This window comes from Flavobacterium sp. XN-5, from assembly GCF_008033395.2.
Classification (GTDB): domain Bacteria; phylum Bacteroidota; class Bacteroidia; order Flavobacteriales; family Flavobacteriaceae; genus Flavobacterium; species Flavobacterium hiemivividum.
This window is the reverse complement of the sequence record NZ_VOGZ02000001.1, coordinates 513,332-530,692: the sequence shown is the minus strand read 5'-3', so window position 1 is coordinate 530,692 and position 17,361 is coordinate 513,332. Positions and strand designations below refer to the sequence as shown.

Genomic DNA, 17,361 nt, shown 5'->3' with positions numbered 1-17,361 from the left:
TGTTAATAGGTTTTTTTATATTTATAAACTGATTCAAGGTAGAGCTATTAAAAGTCTACGCCGTGAAATTTAAATATTGAACATGAAAAAAAATCTATTTCTGTTATTCTTTCTGGCATTATTGTCATGGAAAGGGAATCAAAAAAATGAAAAACAAGATATAGATAAAGATAAATGGGTTACTATTATTTTTAAAAATCCTGAGATAAAAGACTCCATTTTTTATGATAAGAAGCATTATCGAATTTTTGAAAATCAAGTTTTTTATAGACTTGAAGATAACTTTGTCGATAATACAATTTCAATTTTTAATAAAGAAAAGGAGGTGCGAATAAAAACTTCAAAACCAATTTATTTGTATCACCAGTATTATGACAAGGATTATTATCTGATCAATTATTCTTTTTATCCCAATGATACATTGACATTTGAATACAAAGATGGGATTCCTTATGTAGAAAGCAAAAAGAATAAAGAATACAATTATAATTTTGGGTCATTGTTTAATCAAAAAAATCCAACTGATAATGATATAGATCTTTTTTTTACTAAATTCAAAAGGTATAAAAATGATCAAGAATTAGCAGGTGACAAAATAGCAAAGAAGAAGAGAGAATTAAAACTAACTGTATTTTTGGATTCTTTGAAAACTAAAAATAGCATTAGTGAAACAGATTACAAATTGAATTTGTCATATTTGAAGAATAAAGAAAAGCTGAATTATGAAAGTCCATTAGAACTTTTGAAAAAGACTTATAACTTAGCCGATATCGGAAATACTTTTTTGGTTAGAACAGCTTTTGAGAAAATTCATAAACCAAAAATGATTAGAGTTTCTGATGGGAGGATCCCTAATTTTAAAGAGCAATTTGAGAATGCGGTAGCTCTAAAAACTATTAATTTGGTTAACCGAGAATATCTTATGTTTTCGTGTTTAGAAAATATAGCAAATAGAGATTCTAAAGCAAATTTCCTGAAATGTTATGCCGTTTTTGAAAAAGAAACAAAAAACACAACACTCAAAAATTATTTTAAAGATAAATATCCTTTGCTTTTTGAGTTTAATAAAGATAAAAGTGGAAAAGAGGTTTTGCTTTTTGATGCCAATAAAAACAAAAATACTTTAAAAGGAATTATTAGTAATCATAAGGGAAAGGTGGTTTATGTGGATTTTTGGGCAAGTTGGTGCGCACCCTGTAGAGCTGCGATGCCGGGTTCTGCGATGCTCCATGAAGAATATAAAGACAAGAACATAGCGTTTGTTTACATATCAATAGATAGCGATATTGAGAATTGGCAAAAAGCAAGTATCAAAGAAAAACTTTCTTCTTTGCAAAATAATTTTTTGGCAGTAAACTATCCCGAAGCAATTTTGTATCAAGAATTAGTCCTTAAGACCATTCCACGTTATATTATATTTGATAAAGAAGGTAATTTAGTTAATAGCAATGCTCCGAGTCCTGATAGTCCAGAAATTAAGATTGAATTAGATAAATATTTAAAAGAGTAAATTAACTTTAAAATTTAAAAATTATGAAAAAAAATATTTTGTATTTAGTGTTCATAATGTTTGTGTCCAAATCATTATTCAGCCAAACAAAATTAAAAGTTGGAGATATTGCACCCAATATTCATATAACGGATTATATTTCGAATATTCCCAACGATAAAAATTTTAAAAACAAATTTATTTTACTAGAATTCTGGGCAACTTGGTGTGGCCCCTGTCTAGATCAAGTGCCTAATTTGAATAAATTGCAAGAGAAATATAAATCCAAAAATGATTTTGTTTTAATCTCAATTACCGATGAAAAAGTAGATAAAGTTTTACGGACATTAAAACGAATTCCTTTTAAATCAGTGGTTGTAAGTGATCAGACTAAACAAACTATTAAAAACTTTGGCATTAACGCTTTTCCGACCACTATTCTTATAGACGATAAAGGAATTCTGAAATGGATTGGAAATCCAGAAACTTTAAACGATATGATTCTGAATAATTTTTTGGATGGCAATGAAATTTCTATGAGTCAGAATTCAGATAGGCCTGTAATACTAATAAGCGAAAACTCTACTAAAATAGAAGAATTAAAAACGATAGATTTAGGTTATAAAACGACTACAATTGATGAAACTATGTATTCGTTTTCTTTGTTTAAAGGAATTGAAAATGAAGGTCGTGGCTACCTTTTTGATTTTAATAGCGAAGGAAATTATCAAAATTGGAATCAAGACCTAATCACACTTATTTCAAATTTAACAAATGCTTTTAAAAAGCATATAATTATTCCGGAAAATCAAAAAGACAAATTGTATAGTGTGTTTTATAAAAACAGTTTATTTAAGAATGAAAAGGAAGAACGAAATAAAATTAAAAACTTGCTCTTAAATTCATTGTCATTAAAGGAAAATTTAACATACAAAGAAGAGTCAATTTATGTTTTAAAAATAGTTAATAAAAATAAACTACAAGAAATATTTAACGAAAAAGGCGGCACAGACGGATATAATAGAACTCATTTTCTGATTGCTAACATTAAAATTGAACAAATGTTAAATACTATGAGTAGATTTTATAATACTGTAATTAAGGACGAAACCGGACTACTGGGTAATTACGATTTTATTTTGAGAAATGATTCGATAGAAAATACTATAAAAGATTTAGAACATTATGGCTTAACTTTAGGAAAATCTAAAGCAAAGATTCCTTATTATGAGTATGTATCTACACATTGATATTTGCAATCGCATCCAGAAGTAATCTGTTTAAGATCATTGTGCCTTAGTGAAAATATTGTGTTGAATATCATAATTACCAAGCTCTAAATTAGAGAATGGTGATCGTCTTTTCTTACTTTTAAATTTTCTTCGGAAAAAGTTTCTAAAAAAATGTACCTTTGGTATAAATGCAATTTAAACACTATGAATGGAACGTTAAATAAGGTTATGCTGATTGGACACCTGGGTGATGAAATAAAAATGCATTATTTTGATGGGGGTAACTGTATAGGTAGGTTTCAGTTAGCAACCAATGAAGTCTATATTAATAAAACAACTAACGAAAAAATCACTTCGACCGAGTGGCACAATTTAGTGGTGCGGAATAAAGCTGCCGAAATTTGTGAAAAACATTTGTCAAAAGGCGATAAGATATATATAGAAGGGCGTATTAAATCACGCCAATGGCAGGCGGAGGATGGAACGACAAAACATACCACCGAAATTCAAGTTACAGAGTTTACTTTTTTATCAACTAAAAAATCTGCTGAAAACAACAAACAAATTCTCAGTTCAGAATCCGCAAAAAACACTAACTTTGACGCTCAAAATAATGGTTTGCCTATCAATGATTTACCATTCTGATTGTTTAACTAATCTTTTTTAATTTGGACCCAGAGCCCAGTTTGAATTTCGCATATACATTAGATACAAATCTAGTGTTTGGTTTTATTGGAATATTTGTATTGCTTTTTTGCTCTGCACTAGTTTCCGGTGCCGAAGTAGCCTTGTTTTCCTTGTCACAAAAAGACATTGACGAAACAATACAATCTGATGATTCTAAAGGTAAAATTATTGCCGATCTGATAAACAGACCCAAAAAACTTCTGGCTACAATTCTTGTGGCTAACAATTTTATTAATATCGGAGTAGTAATTTTATTTTCATTTATTGGAAAAGACTTATTTGCTGCGATTAGCTCCCCTGTTTTAAAGTTCACCGTCGAAGTAATTGTGGTTACCTTTTTGTTGTTGTTGTTTGGCGAAGTGCTGCCAAAAGTATATGCTAGTCGAAATAATGTTAAGTTTGCAAAAAAGATCGCTTACCCAATTGCGATACTCGATAAATTGCTTTCACCTATTAGTGTTCCTATGCGGGAATCAACCATTTATTTGCACAATAAACTAGGGAAACAGAAAACAAATTTTTCAGTTGATCAGCTTTCACAGGCATTAGAACTTACTTCATCAGATGAAACCTCTTTAGAAGAACAAAAAATATTGATGGGTATCGTGACTTTTGGTAATACAGATACCAAGCAGGTTATGAGTCCGAGAATTGATATTTTTGCTTTGGAAATAACGGAATCATTCTCAGAAATTTATTCTAAAATTATCGAAAAAGGATATTCTAGAATTCCAGTTTATCGTGACAATATTGACCAGATAGAAGGTGTTTTGTTTGTTAAGGATCTATTGCGCCATCTTGATGAGGAAGATTTTGATTGGAACGCTTTAATTAGGGAACCGTTTTTTGTTCCTGAGAATAAAAAACTAGATAACCTATTAAAGGACTTTCAAAGCATGAAAAGTCATCTAGCGATTGTTGTCGATGAATATGGCGGAACTTCTGGTTTGATTTCTTTGGAAGACGTAATAGAAGAAATTGTTGGAGATATTAGTGATGAGTTTGATGATGAAAATGTAACGTTTACTAAAATTGATGAAAAAAACTATCTTTTTGAGGGTAAAATAAACCTAAAAGATTTCTACAGAATTATAGATGTAGATGAGGAAATTTTTGAGGTAAGAAAAGGCGAAGCTGAAACCTTAGCGGGATTCATTCTTGAAATATCAGGGAATTTCCCAATGAAAGGACAAAAAATTTCTTATGAAAATTGCTTGTTCACGATTGAGACCGTGGATAAAAAACGTATAAAACAGATAAAAGTAACGGTTGATGTTTAATTTGGATCGCGATATAAAAAGATACTTTGCTATAATATTACTTGTATTTATGGGATTGTTCCTGTTCTCAAGCTGCAAGGAGGATGTTTTTCCAAAGCCAGCTAGTTATTTACGATTGGATTATCCAGTTGCAAATTATGCCAACTTTGAAAACGAATGTCCTTTTACATTCGAAATGAATTCTGAAGCTATTATTAAAGGAGAAAAAGATTGCGGATTTACGATTACGTATCCAAAGATGAAAGCAACCATTTATTTGACATATAAGCCTGTAAATAACAATATCAATACTTTGTTGCGGGATGCTCAAAAATTAACATACGAGCACGTTATAAAGGCCGATGATATCTTAGAACAACCTTATTTGAACCCTTCTAAAAAAGTGTATGGTATGTTTTATCAGGTAGATGGGAATGCAGCAACTAACTCGCAATTTTATGTTACAGATAGTACGAAGCATTTTGTTACAGGTTCTGTTTATTTTTATGCTAAACCTAATTTTGACTCTATAATGCCTGCGGTGAGTTATATAAAAAATGACATGCAGCGTTTGATGGAAACTTTGAAGTGGAAGTAATACTTGAAATTATTCGCTAGATAAAATTTCATAAAAAAAGGATTCACCGTGGTGAATCCTTTTTTTATGGGGGAAAGTCGTTGTGCTTATTACGATTTCATATCCGAAACAGTGTAGGTTTTTCCATCACCACTTGCTAGAACCACTTTAGTTAAGCTTTCTGGATTTTGAATCGTTTTATCAAAAGTTACTGTTGCTGATTTTGTTTCAAAATCTACTGTAGCATTTTGTACTCCGTCAAGGTTTGTTAAATCTTCTTGAATTGTTTTAGCACAACCTACTGCGCAAGTCATTCCTGCGACAGAAAAGTTAGCGGTTTGTAAGTTTTCAGCAGCAATTTCTTTTTTTACTTTTGGAGCTTCTGTTTCTGTTTGCGCCGTTTCTTTTGGAGCTTCTTCAGTGTTTTTTTTACAGCTTACAAACGAAAGTCCAGCTAGTGCAATTACCGCCAATGATTTTGTAATGTTCATTATGATGTGATTTTTAGTGATTTAACTAAATATTTAATTAGGAACAAAATTACTTAAAAAAGCAGAGCTAATTCATAAAATTATTACAATTTTGGGGTAAAATAGCAATTATGGAATCGAGGCAATTAAAGTGGATTTATTTATCGGGACTTTCCTTGGTATGGGGGAGTTCATTTATTTTAATTAAAAAAGGATTGCTTGGGTTGTCAGCGATACAAGTTGGTTCCTTACGAATTGTTTTTGCTGGAATTTTTTTATTGTTGATTGGTTTTAAAAGTTTGTTTAAAATTCCAAGAGAAAAATGGAAATTTATAGCGATGACTTCTGTTTTCGGGACCTTTGTTCCGGCTTTTCTTTTTGCTTTAGCACAAACTGAAATTGACAGTTCTGTAAGTTCTATTTTAAACTCCTTAACACCATTAAATACATTAATCTTAGGTGCGTTGGTTTTTGGTGTTAGTTTTGAAAGAAGACAAGTCTGGGGTGTTTTTATTGGACTCGTGGGGAGTTTACTTTTAGTTTTTAATGGCGCAATGAATCATCCGGATCAGAATTATTATTATGCTTTATTAATTGTTATTGCTTCGATTTGTTATGCCGTGAATGTCAACTTAATTAAAAAATTCCTGTCTGATTTGAGTCCGCTTTGTATTACAACGGGGAACTTCCTGGTATTGCTTTTTCCTTCTCTTATTATATTGTATTTAAGTGGTTTCTCTGAAGCTATACATGTTGAAAAAGTGCAAAACGCGGTCATGTTTATCATGATTTTAGGTGTTGTGGGAACTGGAATTGCTAATATTCTTTTCTTTAAGCTAATTCAAATGTCATCGCCTGTTTTTGCGACTTCGGTGACCTATTTGATTCCGGTAGTGGCGTTCTTCTGGGGACTATTAGATAATGAAATGCTTACTCCTGTACAGTTTTTTGGTGCTTTTATTATTTTAATCGGAGTGTATTTGTCTGCTAAGAAATCTACTATTGCTAAATAACGGAGTGGAGTGATTGCATAAACTGACTTTTATATAAACAAACAAAGGCTGCCTTTTCAGACAGCCTTTGTTTGTTATTTCAGGATTTTATTATTTAAAATCAGCATCTGTAACACCTTCATTGATTTTTACATCAGCTATTTTAATATCTAATTCAAAACCTACATTCTGGATGATATTAAAAGGAACTTTAACGCCTTTAACTGCTCTATAGTCACCATAATTAGTTACTTGAGTAATTGATTTTTCTCCTTGCTCTATTGTCTTTGCATCAGCTATTTTTAAACTGCTAGCTACATCATAATAATGGGTAGTTTTCCCGTCTTTAATCGCATAACTATCTTTGCCATTAATAGCTTCGATACCATCAAGTACGATGCCTTCTTTTTTGGCTAATTGTAATTCTTCAAATAAGACTGTGCTGCTTTTCATATCGGCTAACTCTTTTCCTTCAAAGTCTTTTCGTTGTCCTTGCTGTAACACATAAGCACTATTTTCGTTAACTACTTGTTTCATTAGGCTCATTGTTCCCATTGCAAGTTCTACACTTAACTTCCCTTTTGTGTCTGCTTTTGAAGTAAAAGTTAAAGGCGATGGTGCTTGAGGGATTACTGTTGAACCTACCATAGAGATTGTTTTTACCGCTTTCACCGCTTTTTCACCACCTATAGCAGAGATGTAATTATCTAAAATGCTTTTGATAGTTACACCCGCTGGGACATCTTTTTTGAAAACTGGTTTTTCAATCGACTTACCATATTTATCGAAATAAAACATAGGCATTTTTAGGTTTTCCAATGCTGGAGCAACCTCAGATCCTTTACCTACAACAAGTATTCTTACGTTATCAGCTAAGAAAAAACGGTTAGCTACGCTTTTAACATCTTCTACTGTAACTGCATTTATGCTTTTAATATAATTTTCGTAAAAATCAGATGGTAGATTTTGTGTTTCTGTATTTAAGGCATAACGCGCTACTGTAGCGGGTTTTTGAATTTGCATTACAAAGTTCCCTATGTATTTTGCTTTTGCATTCTTCAAATCGTCAGCAGAAACTAATTCTGTACGGATTCTCTTTAGTTCGCTTAAAATTTGAACTACAGCGCTATCTGTAACTGCATTTCTAACTGAGGATGAAGAACGAAATTTCTCCACATATTTACCAAAACCTATATTAGAATAAGCTCCGTATGTCCAAGCATGTTTTTCACGTAAATTTAAAAATAATCTTCCTTCTCCACCGCCACCAAGAATTTGATTTGCTAAAATAGCAGCAAAAAAGTCTTTGTCAGTAAGTTTTAAATTAACTGTGTTAATAACAGAAATTTCAGACTGAACTGCGTTTGGCATATCCACAAAATTAATCTGTGTTTGTGTTACGTTTTTAGGATCAGGATAGCTAACTTGAGGAGCGATACCTTTGGCCCAAGAGCCAAAAAGCTTTTCGACCATTTTTTTTACGTCTTTGGTTTTCACATCTCCTACTACAACTAAATATGCGTTACCAGGAACGAAATTAGTTTTGTAGTTTGAAACTACATCTTTTAAAGTTACTTTTTCAAGGCTTTCAGCGCTAACAAACTCGCCTGAAGGATGGTTCGCTCCAAAGGCCAACACATTTTCAACTCGTCCAGCCACTGCAGTAACGCTTTTTTCTTGTGATTTTATTCCCTCTAAAGATTTCTCTTTTATCTTATCAAATTCTTCTTGAGTGAAAACAGTGTTCAATGCACCGTCAGCCATTAATTCTAGAATTCTTCCAGAATATTTAGACAATCCGCTGGCAGAGGCGCCATTTGCATCAAAACCGATATTTGCACCTAAGAAATCAACTTCTTCATTAAAAGCATCTTTTGATGTTTTCGTGGTTCCGCTACCTATAAGCTGGCTGGCCATTGCAGCAACTCCTTTTTTGTCTCCTTCAGTATATGGCATGTTGTCAAGGGAAAGTCGGTAAGAAACCCTTGGTAGCTTATGATTTTCTACTACCAATACTTTTAGACCATTTTTTAGCTCAAAATTATTGGATTTACCAATTTTAATTGTTGGTGGAGCGGAAGCTGTTGGCTGTGGAATTACTTGTGCTTGCAAGACTATAGTCAAAAACAGACTTGATAGTATGTATATTGTTTTTTTCATGTTTGTTCTGTATTATTTAGTGGCTTTATCAGCTGATGGAACATAATCTAAAACTAATCTTTGGTTTGGATTTAGATATTTTTTTGCAACAGTTCTAATTTCTTCTGGAGTAATAGTACGGTACATATCAATTTCTGTATTGATTAAGTTTACGTCCTTGAACAGCATGTGGAATGTAGCAAGATTTTCTGCAACTCCTTCAATAGTAGCATTGCTGTTTACATATTGATTCTCGTACTTGTTTAGAAGTTTCTGTAATTCCTTATCAGATATCAGTTCGGTTTGTAATCTTACAATTTCAGAATCGATTTCAGTAAGTAAGTTTTCAGATGTGTTAGGAGCTTGAGGTAACCCATAAAGGATGTACGTTCCATAATCTTCTTGACTGTAGTTGAACGCGCCAATTTGTAAGGCCACTTTCTTCTCGTCTACTATTTTTTTATATAATCTTGAGCTTTTTCCATCACTTAAAATTGTTGAAATAAAATCTAAAACTCTAGCATCGCGAGTTTTCATAGACGGAGTTCTGTAAGCAGCTACAAGCATTGGAATTTGAATATTAGAGTCTTCAAATTTTCCTTTGATAGTTTCGGTAATGGGTTGCTCGACAAAAGTTTCTCTTTTAATATCAGCTCCTTTTTTTATAGGACCAAAGTATTTTTGGATCCATTCTTTGGCTTGAGCGTTCTCAAAATCTCCCGCTACTACAAGAACAGCATTGTTGGGAACATAAAACTTCTTATTGAAGGCTTGAAATTCTTCTAGTTTTGCTGCGTCTAAATGCTCCAAAGATCCAATAGTTGTCCAGCGATAAGGATGGTTAGAGAACATTCTTTTCTTTACCTCTGGAATCATTTGTCCGTACGGGCTGTTGTCATAACGCATTCTTTTCTCTTCTTTGACAACTTCATTTTGAGTATCAACACCTATTTGGCTAATCACTGGATGTAGCAATCTCTCGGCTTCCATCCATAATCCTAGTTCAAGATTGTTAGACGGGAATACTTCGTAGTAATACGTGCGGTCTTCGGTGGTGTTGGCGTTGTTCGTTCCTCCGTTTCCGGTTACAATTTTAAACCATTCGCCGCGCTTGATGTTCTCAGTTCCTTCAAATAATAAATGTTCGAAAAAATGGGCGAAACCAGTTCTTTCCGGATTTTCATTTTTTGCACCTACATGGTACATTACTGATGTAATTACAACTGGGGCCGAAGGATCATTTTGTAAAATAACATGTAGACCATTGTCTAATGTGTATTCTTCGAAAGCTACTTTTTGTGCAGAAACGGCTCCGCCAAGTAATAGCGTGGCGCTTAATGCCATTATTGATTTTTTCATAGGTAGTTAATAGATTAATTTAATGTATAGGTCGTTCAATTAAATATATTGTTACAACTAAAATAATTTATTTTATAAGAATTTACGTCTGTATTTAAAGAAAATGAGAGTTAATCATTTGTTAGCAGCGTTAATTTTTCGAAAAAAAAACAAAAAAGGCTCTTCATTAAATTTATTGATGAAGAGCCTTTATAAGTGTGACATTGTCTGCAACGAATACCTTTATTTTATCGAAGGTCTATCTGTTGGCTTGCCGTATTTATCGAAATAAAATAGGGGGATATTTAGTTTTTCAAGTCCCGGAATAACATCTGCTCCTTTTCCTGCAATTATAATTCGGGTATTGTCGATCAAGAAATATTTATTGGCTGCTTTGAGAATGTCTTCAGCTGTTACTGCGGTTATTCTTTTGATGTAGTTTTCATAAAAATCGGGTGCCAACTCTTCGGTTTCTACATTCAAGGCATAACGTGCAATAGTATTTGGTTTTTCGACCTGCATAACAAAACGGCCAATGTATCCTGCTTTTACATCTTTTAATAAGTCTTCGGATACTTTTTCGGTTCTGATTCTTTTAATTTCTTTTATAAATTCGATTACTGCGCTGTCAGTTGCGGTGGTTCTTATTGATGAATTCGATTTTAATTTCGAAACATATTTTCCTGCTCCTATACTTGTATTGGCACCATAAGTCCAGCCGTGTTCCTCTCTTAATTTCATATTTAAATAGCTGTTGTAATCTCCTCCTAATATAAAGGTGGCGATTGCGGCTGGAAAAAAGTCTTGATCAGCCATTTTTAGATCTATAGTATTGACTAATGATATTTCCGACTGAACAGCGTTAGGAACGTCTATAAAATTAATTTGTGTAAAAGGAACGTTTTGTGGTGCCGTATAGTTTGTTATTGGGGTGTTTGCTCTTTTCCAAGATCCAAAAAGCTTTTCAACGATAGGTTTTACTTCTTTGTATTTAATGTCTCCAATAATTACTAAATAAGCATTCTCTGGCGCGAAATGTGCAGCGTAATTCGCTTTTACATCAGCAAGGGTCACATTGTTAAGTGTTTCTTGGGTGATGTATTCTCCCGCAGGATGATCGATCCCGAAAGCTAAAGTATTAACAACCCTATTAGCAATGGCACTTACGTTTTTTTCCTGCGATTTTATAGCTTCTAGCAGTTTTGCTTTTTCTTTGTCGAATTCTTCCTGAGTAAAGTTAGGGTATAGTGCGCCATAAGTTAACAGTTGAAGTACTCTGCCTGAATATTTAGAAAGCGCACTTGCGGAAGCGCCATGTGAGTTAAAATTTATATTGGCACCCAGAAAATCTACTTCTTCATTAAAATCGTCTTTGGTGATTTTAAGGTTTCCGCTTCCAATTAAGTTGCTACAAAGTTCGTCAACTCCCTTTTTACTGTCTTCTGCAAATGGTGGGTTGTCTATAGTCAGGTTGAAAGTGACCCGCGGTAATTTATGATTCTCGACAATCATTACTTTCAGTCCATTTGCTAAGGCAAAGGTTTGTGGTTTTTTAAGATTGACAACTGGTGGTTTTCCAGGTTTCGGTTGGCTGCGATTTTCTGCTTGCATAATTCCTGTTACAAATAATAGGATGAATAGAATATTTTTTTTTCTTAATTCTGAGTTGTATCTAGAGTAGGGATGTAATCCAATACTAATCTCTGATTCGGATTCAGGTATTTTTTTGCTACTTCCCTTATTTCTTCTCTTGTAATAGAATGATACAAATCAATCTCAGTATTAATTAAATTGATGTCGCCATAAAGTAAATAATACTTTGCTAGGTTCTCAGCAATTCCTTCCACGGTAGAGTTTTTATTCACATATTGGTTCTCAAACTGATTTTGCAATTTGTGATAATCTTTGTCAGATATCAATTCCGTTTGAATTTTTACAATTTCCTCATCGATTTCGTGCAGGAGATCTTCGGCAGTATGCGTTCCCATTGGTAAGCCATATAGAATGTACATTCCGTAATCTTCCTGACTAAAACCTACGGCGCCTATTTGCAGTGCTATCTTTTTTTCGTCTACGATTTTCTTGTATAATTTCGAACTCTTACCATCACTTAAATACGATGATATAAAGTCAAGAACCCGAGCATCTCTTGTTTTCATCGAAGGAGTTCTGTATGAAGCGACCACCATTGGTATTTGAATGTTCGGATCTTCGTAGGTAGCTTTAATCGTTTCCGTTATCGGGTCCTCTACAAAAGTTTGTTTTTTTAGCGCTTCACCTTTTTCTATTGGATTAAAATAGTTGCGGATCCATTCTTTAGCTTGATTTTTTTCGAAATCTCCAGCGACAACTAATACAGCGTTATTTGGGGTATAGAATTTTTTGTGAAATGCTTTGAAATCTTCAAGTGTGGCTGTATCTAAATGTTCCATGGATCCAATAGTCGACCAACGATACGGATGATTTTTAAACATGTTTTCCTTAACGATGGATAAAATTTTGCCGTAAGGCTGGTTGTCGTAGCGAGAATTTTTCTCTTCTTTTATAACTCCGTTTTGGGTATCGACCCCAATTTGGTTAATAACGGGATGCATCAATCTTTCGGATTCCATCCAAAGAGCTAGTTCTAAATTATTAGAAGGGAATACCTCATAATAATAGGTGCGATCATCAGATGTATTGGCATTATTAACTCCACCATTAGAAGTTACAATTTTAAACCATTCCCCTCTTTTGATGTTTTTAGTTCCTTCAAATAATAGGTGTTCGAAAAAGTGGGCAAAACCAGTTTTTTCTGGATTTTCATCTTTCGAACCTACATGATACATTACCGAAGTGGTTACCACAGGAGCTGAAGAGTCATGGTGCAGGATAACATGCATGCCATTATCAAGATTGTATTCTTCAAAAGCTATTTTTTGGGCAGTGGCGACTCCGCCAAGGAGTAGAGAGTTCGTAATTCCCATTATTGATTTTTCCATAAATATGAATAAAAATGCATTTAGAATTGAAAAAAACGCAGATTATTGTAGCTTCAAAAATACCTTTTTTTAATGATCTACCTTTACGAAGCTGTTTTTATTACAAAATGGAAGCATTTTTATGCTGGTAATTCCTTCAAAATAAGATATAAACTAAAGAAAATTTAATTTTAGTTTTAGAGGGTTGTGAGATAAAAATTAAATTGTATATTTGCAACCTTAAAAATCAATAAATCAATTTGGTATGTATGCAATCGTAGAGATAGCAGGGCAACAATTTAAAGTAAGCAAAGACTTAAAGGTTTACGTTCATCGTTTGGCTAATGAAGAAGGTTCAAAAGTTTCTTTTGACAAAGTTCTTTTATTAGACGACAATGGATCAATCACTTTAGGCGCCCCAGCTATAGAAGGTGCTTCAGTAGAAGCTAAAGTGTTACAACACTTAAAAGGAGATAAAGTTATCGTTTTCAAAAAGAAAAGAAGAAAAGGATACAAAAAGAGAAATGGTCACAGACAATATCTTACTCAAATTGTAATTGAAGGTATTACTGGTTTAGGAGCTCCAAAAAAGGCAGCAACTAAAAAAGCGGTAGCAGAAGAAAGTACTGAAGAAGCTCCGGCTGCTAAAGTAAAAAAAGCTCCTAAAGCTAAAAAAGAAGATACTAAAGAATAATAACAATATTAAACTAATACGTCATGGCTCACAAGAAAGGTGTCGGTAGTTCCAAGAATGGTAGAGAATCAGAATCAAAACGTTTAGGTGTTAAGATTTTTGGTGGACAAGCTGCTATCGCAGGGAACATCATCGTAAGACAAAGAGGTTCAAAACACAATCCAGGTGAAAATGTTTACATCAGTAAAGATCACACCCTACACGCAAGAGTAGATGGAGTTGTACACTTCCAAAAGAAAAGAGATAACAAATCTTATGTATCTATACTTCCATTTGAAGTTGAAGCATAATTGATTTTCTCAATTTATTAAAAAACCCAATCGCATTGCGATTGGGTTTTTTGTTTTTCCACTACTTTCTGAATGTTATGACTAAGTGAAGCAGCGCTGACAAAATTAGAAAATTAAGGTTCAAAATAGGCTTTGTCATTTTTACAGTATTGGGCTAATTACATAAAGTAATTTTATTCGAAAGAGAAAAGAATCTTAATTCACGGTACCGCTTAAAACTAAAAACCCGTCTCGAAATAAATCGGGACGGGTTTTTAAGGTATGATAGAGATAGGAAATACTATGAGTTATTCGTCGGATCGCATTTCCCTACGCTCACTACCTCCTCTATTGTTTCTACTTCCAGGAGGGTTTTTCATTCCAGAGAAGTTTTGAATTTTATAAGTTAAAGAAAACATGCCGTAGCGCTTCAAAATGGTATTTTCGTCATCACGAATCGTTGTCGCTGTAATAGTTCGTGAGCTGCTCTGATTTTGATTCAAAACATCATAAACTTTTACTTTGGCGGTAAAGCTCTTGTTGTAAAAACTGTAGGACAAACTAGTATTCCATAAGTAGAAATCTTTCTTAAAATCAGAAGATAGTCTTGAATTGTAGGTGTAGCCGAAATCATTTCCCCAAATCCAGTTTTGTGGCCAGTAAGTGGTTGTTTGAATGTTCATTCTGTGTACAACATTTGAGCTAGATTTAATTAAGTAATTTTCATATTGAGTTTCGCTATAGCTGAAATTATAGGATGGTGCAATAGTGAAAAGCTCTCCATAATCATAGTTCAGATAGATTCTAGGTCCGGCTGACATTGATGTGGCGTCATAAAGTACGCTGTTAGTAAATCCTTTGGAGGTGTTTATGTTAGTGTTTAAGGCTATTCCATAACGCAACAAATTAGATTCCTGTTTGATGGATTTATTCCAGCTTCCGCCTGCCGAAACAGAATAGGTTCCTGATATGTTTTCATAAGTAGTTGTTCGTTTTCTGTTTTCATCATATATTGACGATGATATAATATCACTAGCATAGAAATCACTATTTATATAAATACTATAACCAGAACGACTGCGGAAATCAAAATTTCTATAATTGATTCGGGCGCTGTGTTTCTCGTTTAATTTTAAATCAGGGTTTCCTATAATGGTATTTAAAGGGTTTGCAAGGTTAGCTATAGGAAGTAATTCAGTAGAGGATGGTAGTGAAACCGAATAATTATATCGAGTGGTAAGTACTTTAGAACGATCCATGCGGTATCTAATTTGTGCACTTAACTCTGGCAATATGTATTTTTTGTTTAAATCAGTCGATTGATTTAAGTAATTCGAGTGATTGTCATATTGAACAATTGAAGACGAAGAATTGATATCTACTGTGAACTTGTTTTTTTCAAAACGAAGTCCCGCCTTTGGAGCAATGCTATTTTGTGTCGAAGTAGTATAATTAGATTGCAGGTCATTAAGATCTGAAAAAGCTTGATCTAGTGTGTTGAAATTATATGTTTTAACCTCATTTGTCGAATTTTTAAAGTTGTATTCCACTCCTATTTTAAAGCGCAGCGAATCTGTTACTGGTTCTGTATATTCAATTTCGGCCGAATAAGTGTCATTTGTACTGTCAGTAAGATTGTTTTGATTTCTATTGTCATTTGTTTGTGTGGCGTAATAGATGGTCTCCGAATTTGTAAATCCATTCGAATTTGTTTTTGTATTGCTGTTGTTCAATACAACACTTAAATTTCTTGCTTTTTTATCGAATGATTTATTGAAGTTTATGGAGTTTCCAAAGGTATTCGATTCATTTTGACTACTTGATTTTGATTTTGAGTCGTTCTTTAAAGTTCCGTTTTCTTCGATAGACGTACTTTCTGATTCGGAAAAGTTATCTGATTTACTAGTTGAAAATTTTGGTGCAGCAAAGACCCGGATACTAGGATTTACTTTGTATTCAAGTTCGAAATTTGCTTTGTTGCTGGTGTTTTCGTTTTTTGTTTTCGATTGAGATTCCGTAGTGAAATTTCCTGTAGGCAGGAAGTTTATAGCTTTAGATTTGTATAAATTGTCGGTTTCGGTATTCGAAAAATTGTAATTTCCAGAAGCTTGCATGCCTTTAATCCATTCATCAGAATAGTTTAATCCTACTAAGTTTGATTTTGTTATTCCGCGGCCTGTGCTTCCAGTGGTACCGCCTCTACTGTTTCTACCACCGCCCATATTGTCAAAAACTTCATCCATAGAGAAACCGGGAGCGTTGATATTATTGGAGGATCCTAAAATGCTTATTTTTCTGTTTTTATTAAAAAAGTTTACTACAAAACTAGATTCATAACGCTCGTCAGTACCATAGCCGCCAAGAAACTTGCCAAAATAGCCTCTGTTTTTATCTTCATCTATAGTCAGGTTGATGCTCGCATTATCAGAAGTCGATTCGGTTTTAGCGTATTCTTCTTTTTTTGTTTTAAAATCAGAAACCTGTATTTTGTTAATAATTTCAGCCGGCAAGTTTTTCAAAGCCATTGCGCCATCGCGATCAAAAAATGGTTTTCCATTTACTAAAACTTGATTTACTTCTTTTCCGTTTACAGTGATTTTTCCATCGCTGTCTACTTCAAATCCAGGTAGTCCTTTTAATAAAGTTTCCACGTTTGAATCTGGTCGAACTTTAAACAAAGATGCTTTGAACTCAATAGTATCATTCTTAATTCGAATAGGTGGTTCCTGTCCTTTTATGGTAACTCCTTCCAGAGCGTTGGTGGATTCTAGAAGATAGATTGTGCTGAAATCTTTATTGGCATTTATGTTTTTTAGTTCTTCGGTGAAGGTTTGAAACCCCATATAAGTCACTTTCAGCGAAACCGGGTTGTCTTGTTTTTTTGCTGCGAACATAAAATCTCCATTTTTATCTGTCAAAGTATATTCTAGCATGGTTGAATCTTTCACGGTGGTGAAATAAACCGTCGCCGACTCGAGCGGTAGGTTGTCGTTACTTCCCAATATTTTACCCTTTATGGTATAATTTTCTTGAGCTGATACATAAAATGAAAAACCTAAAATGAATAGTAATGCGTAATATTTTGACATGATAAAATGAATTTAGTAAACGTTAAGATGCCAAATGATTAGAAAGGTTTAAAAGGAAATGTTAAATTTTAACTTATTATTTGTTTTTAGATGGAATTCGTGGTCGTTATTTTGGTTTGCATGAAGGATGGAAGTGTAAATCCTTTATGTTTTTCTTCAAAAACAT

At 33.4% G+C, this 17,361-nt stretch carries 14 protein-coding genes; 8 read left to right on the top strand and 6 right to left on the bottom strand.

Annotated elements, in window-relative coordinates; translation table 11 throughout:
- Positions 1 to 82 precede the first annotated feature (82 nt).
- The 5 genes from FQU23_RS02365 to gldD all read left to right on the top strand — a co-directional run bounded on the left by FQU23_RS02365 (position 83) and on the right by gldD (position 5,265).
- The gene (locus tag FQU23_RS02365) at positions 83 to 1,510 is read left to right on the top strand and encodes a TlpA family protein disulfide reductase (protein ID WP_147672421.1); all 1,428 of its coding nucleotides are present in this window, start codon (positions 83 to 85) and stop codon (positions 1,508 to 1,510) included.
- 23 nt (positions 1,511 to 1,533) lie between these two features.
- Positions 1,534 to 2,739: a redoxin family protein gene (locus FQU23_RS02360; protein WP_147672420.1), complete on the top strand. Its 1,206-nt coding sequence runs from the start codon at positions 1,534 to 1,536 to the stop codon at positions 2,737 to 2,739.
- Between the two features lie 186 nt (positions 2,740 to 2,925).
- Positions 2,926 to 3,366 (top strand): single-stranded DNA-binding protein, encoded by a 441-nt coding sequence (locus tag FQU23_RS02355; RefSeq protein WP_132108772.1) that lies wholly within the window; start codon positions 2,926 to 2,928, stop codon positions 3,364 to 3,366.
- 23 nt (positions 3,367 to 3,389) lie between these two features.
- A complete protein-coding gene (locus FQU23_RS02350) occupies positions 3,390 to 4,688 on the top strand; it encodes a gliding motility-associated protein GldE (RefSeq protein ID WP_147672419.1) in 1,299 nt (432 codons plus the stop codon).
- On the top strand, positions 4,681 to 5,265 hold the full coding sequence (gldD, locus tag FQU23_RS02345) for a gliding motility lipoprotein GldD (protein ID WP_209282307.1): 585 nt from the start codon (positions 4,681 to 4,683) through the stop codon (positions 5,263 to 5,265). Before FQU23_RS02350 ends, gldD begins: the two co-directional genes overlap by 8 nt.
- Before the next feature lie 89 nt (positions 5,266 to 5,354).
- Here the strand turns inward: gldD and FQU23_RS02340 are convergent, their stop codons facing one another.
- Positions 5,355 to 5,735: a heavy-metal-associated domain-containing protein gene (locus FQU23_RS02340; RefSeq protein ID WP_147672418.1), complete on the bottom strand. Its 381-nt coding sequence runs from the start codon at positions 5,733 to 5,735 to the stop codon at positions 5,355 to 5,357.
- A gap of 110 nt (positions 5,736 to 5,845) precedes the next feature.
- Here FQU23_RS02340 and FQU23_RS02335 point away from each other — a divergent pair, with 110 nt between their 5' ends.
- Complete coding sequence (locus FQU23_RS02335; RefSeq protein WP_147672417.1) at positions 5,846 to 6,727, top strand: DMT family transporter; 882 nt, start codon at positions 5,846 to 5,848, stop codon at positions 6,725 to 6,727.
- A 90-nt stretch (positions 6,728 to 6,817) separates the two neighbouring features.
- Here FQU23_RS02335 and FQU23_RS02330 read toward each other — a convergent pair whose 3' ends face one another.
- The 4 genes from FQU23_RS02330 to FQU23_RS02315 form a co-directional block, all read right to left on the bottom strand.
- Positions 6,818 to 8,866, bottom strand: a complete 2,049-nt coding sequence (locus FQU23_RS02330) for a M16 family metallopeptidase (protein WP_147672416.1) — start codon at positions 8,864 to 8,866, stop codon at positions 6,818 to 6,820.
- 12 nt (positions 8,867 to 8,878) lie between these two features.
- Positions 8,879 to 10,204 (bottom strand): M16 family metallopeptidase, encoded by a 1,326-nt coding sequence (locus FQU23_RS02325; RefSeq protein WP_147672415.1) that lies wholly within the window; start codon positions 10,202 to 10,204, stop codon positions 8,879 to 8,881.
- A gap of 222 nt (positions 10,205 to 10,426) precedes the next feature.
- Complete coding sequence (locus tag FQU23_RS02320; RefSeq protein ID WP_147672414.1) at positions 10,427 to 11,794, bottom strand: M16 family metallopeptidase; 1,368 nt, start codon at positions 11,792 to 11,794, stop codon at positions 10,427 to 10,429.
- 44 nt (positions 11,795 to 11,838) lie between these two features.
- Positions 11,839 to 13,164: a M16 family metallopeptidase gene (locus tag FQU23_RS02315; protein WP_147672413.1), complete on the bottom strand. Its 1,326-nt coding sequence runs from the start codon at positions 13,162 to 13,164 to the stop codon at positions 11,839 to 11,841.
- A 244-nt stretch (positions 13,165 to 13,408) separates the two neighbouring features.
- Between FQU23_RS02315 and rplU the strand changes: the two genes are divergently transcribed.
- Both rplU and rpmA read left to right on the top strand, forming a co-directional pair.
- The gene (gene rplU, locus FQU23_RS02310; RefSeq protein WP_132108756.1) at positions 13,409 to 13,837 is read left to right on the top strand and encodes a 50S ribosomal protein L21; all 429 of its coding nucleotides are present in this window, start codon (positions 13,409 to 13,411) and stop codon (positions 13,835 to 13,837) included.
- A 23-nt stretch (positions 13,838 to 13,860) separates the two neighbouring features.
- Positions 13,861 to 14,127 carry a 50S ribosomal protein L27 gene (rpmA, locus tag FQU23_RS02305; protein ID WP_066333538.1) on the top strand — a complete coding sequence of 89 codons (267 nt, stop codon included), beginning with the start codon at positions 13,861 to 13,863 and terminating at the stop codon, positions 14,125 to 14,127.
- A 287-nt stretch (positions 14,128 to 14,414) separates the two neighbouring features.
- On the opposite strand, the gene FQU23_RS02300 is transcribed toward rpmA, so the two are convergent.
- Complete coding sequence (locus FQU23_RS02300; protein WP_147672412.1) at positions 14,415 to 17,195, bottom strand: outer membrane beta-barrel protein; 2,781 nt, start codon at positions 17,193 to 17,195, stop codon at positions 14,415 to 14,417.
- Positions 17,196 to 17,361: the final 166 nt, after the last annotated feature.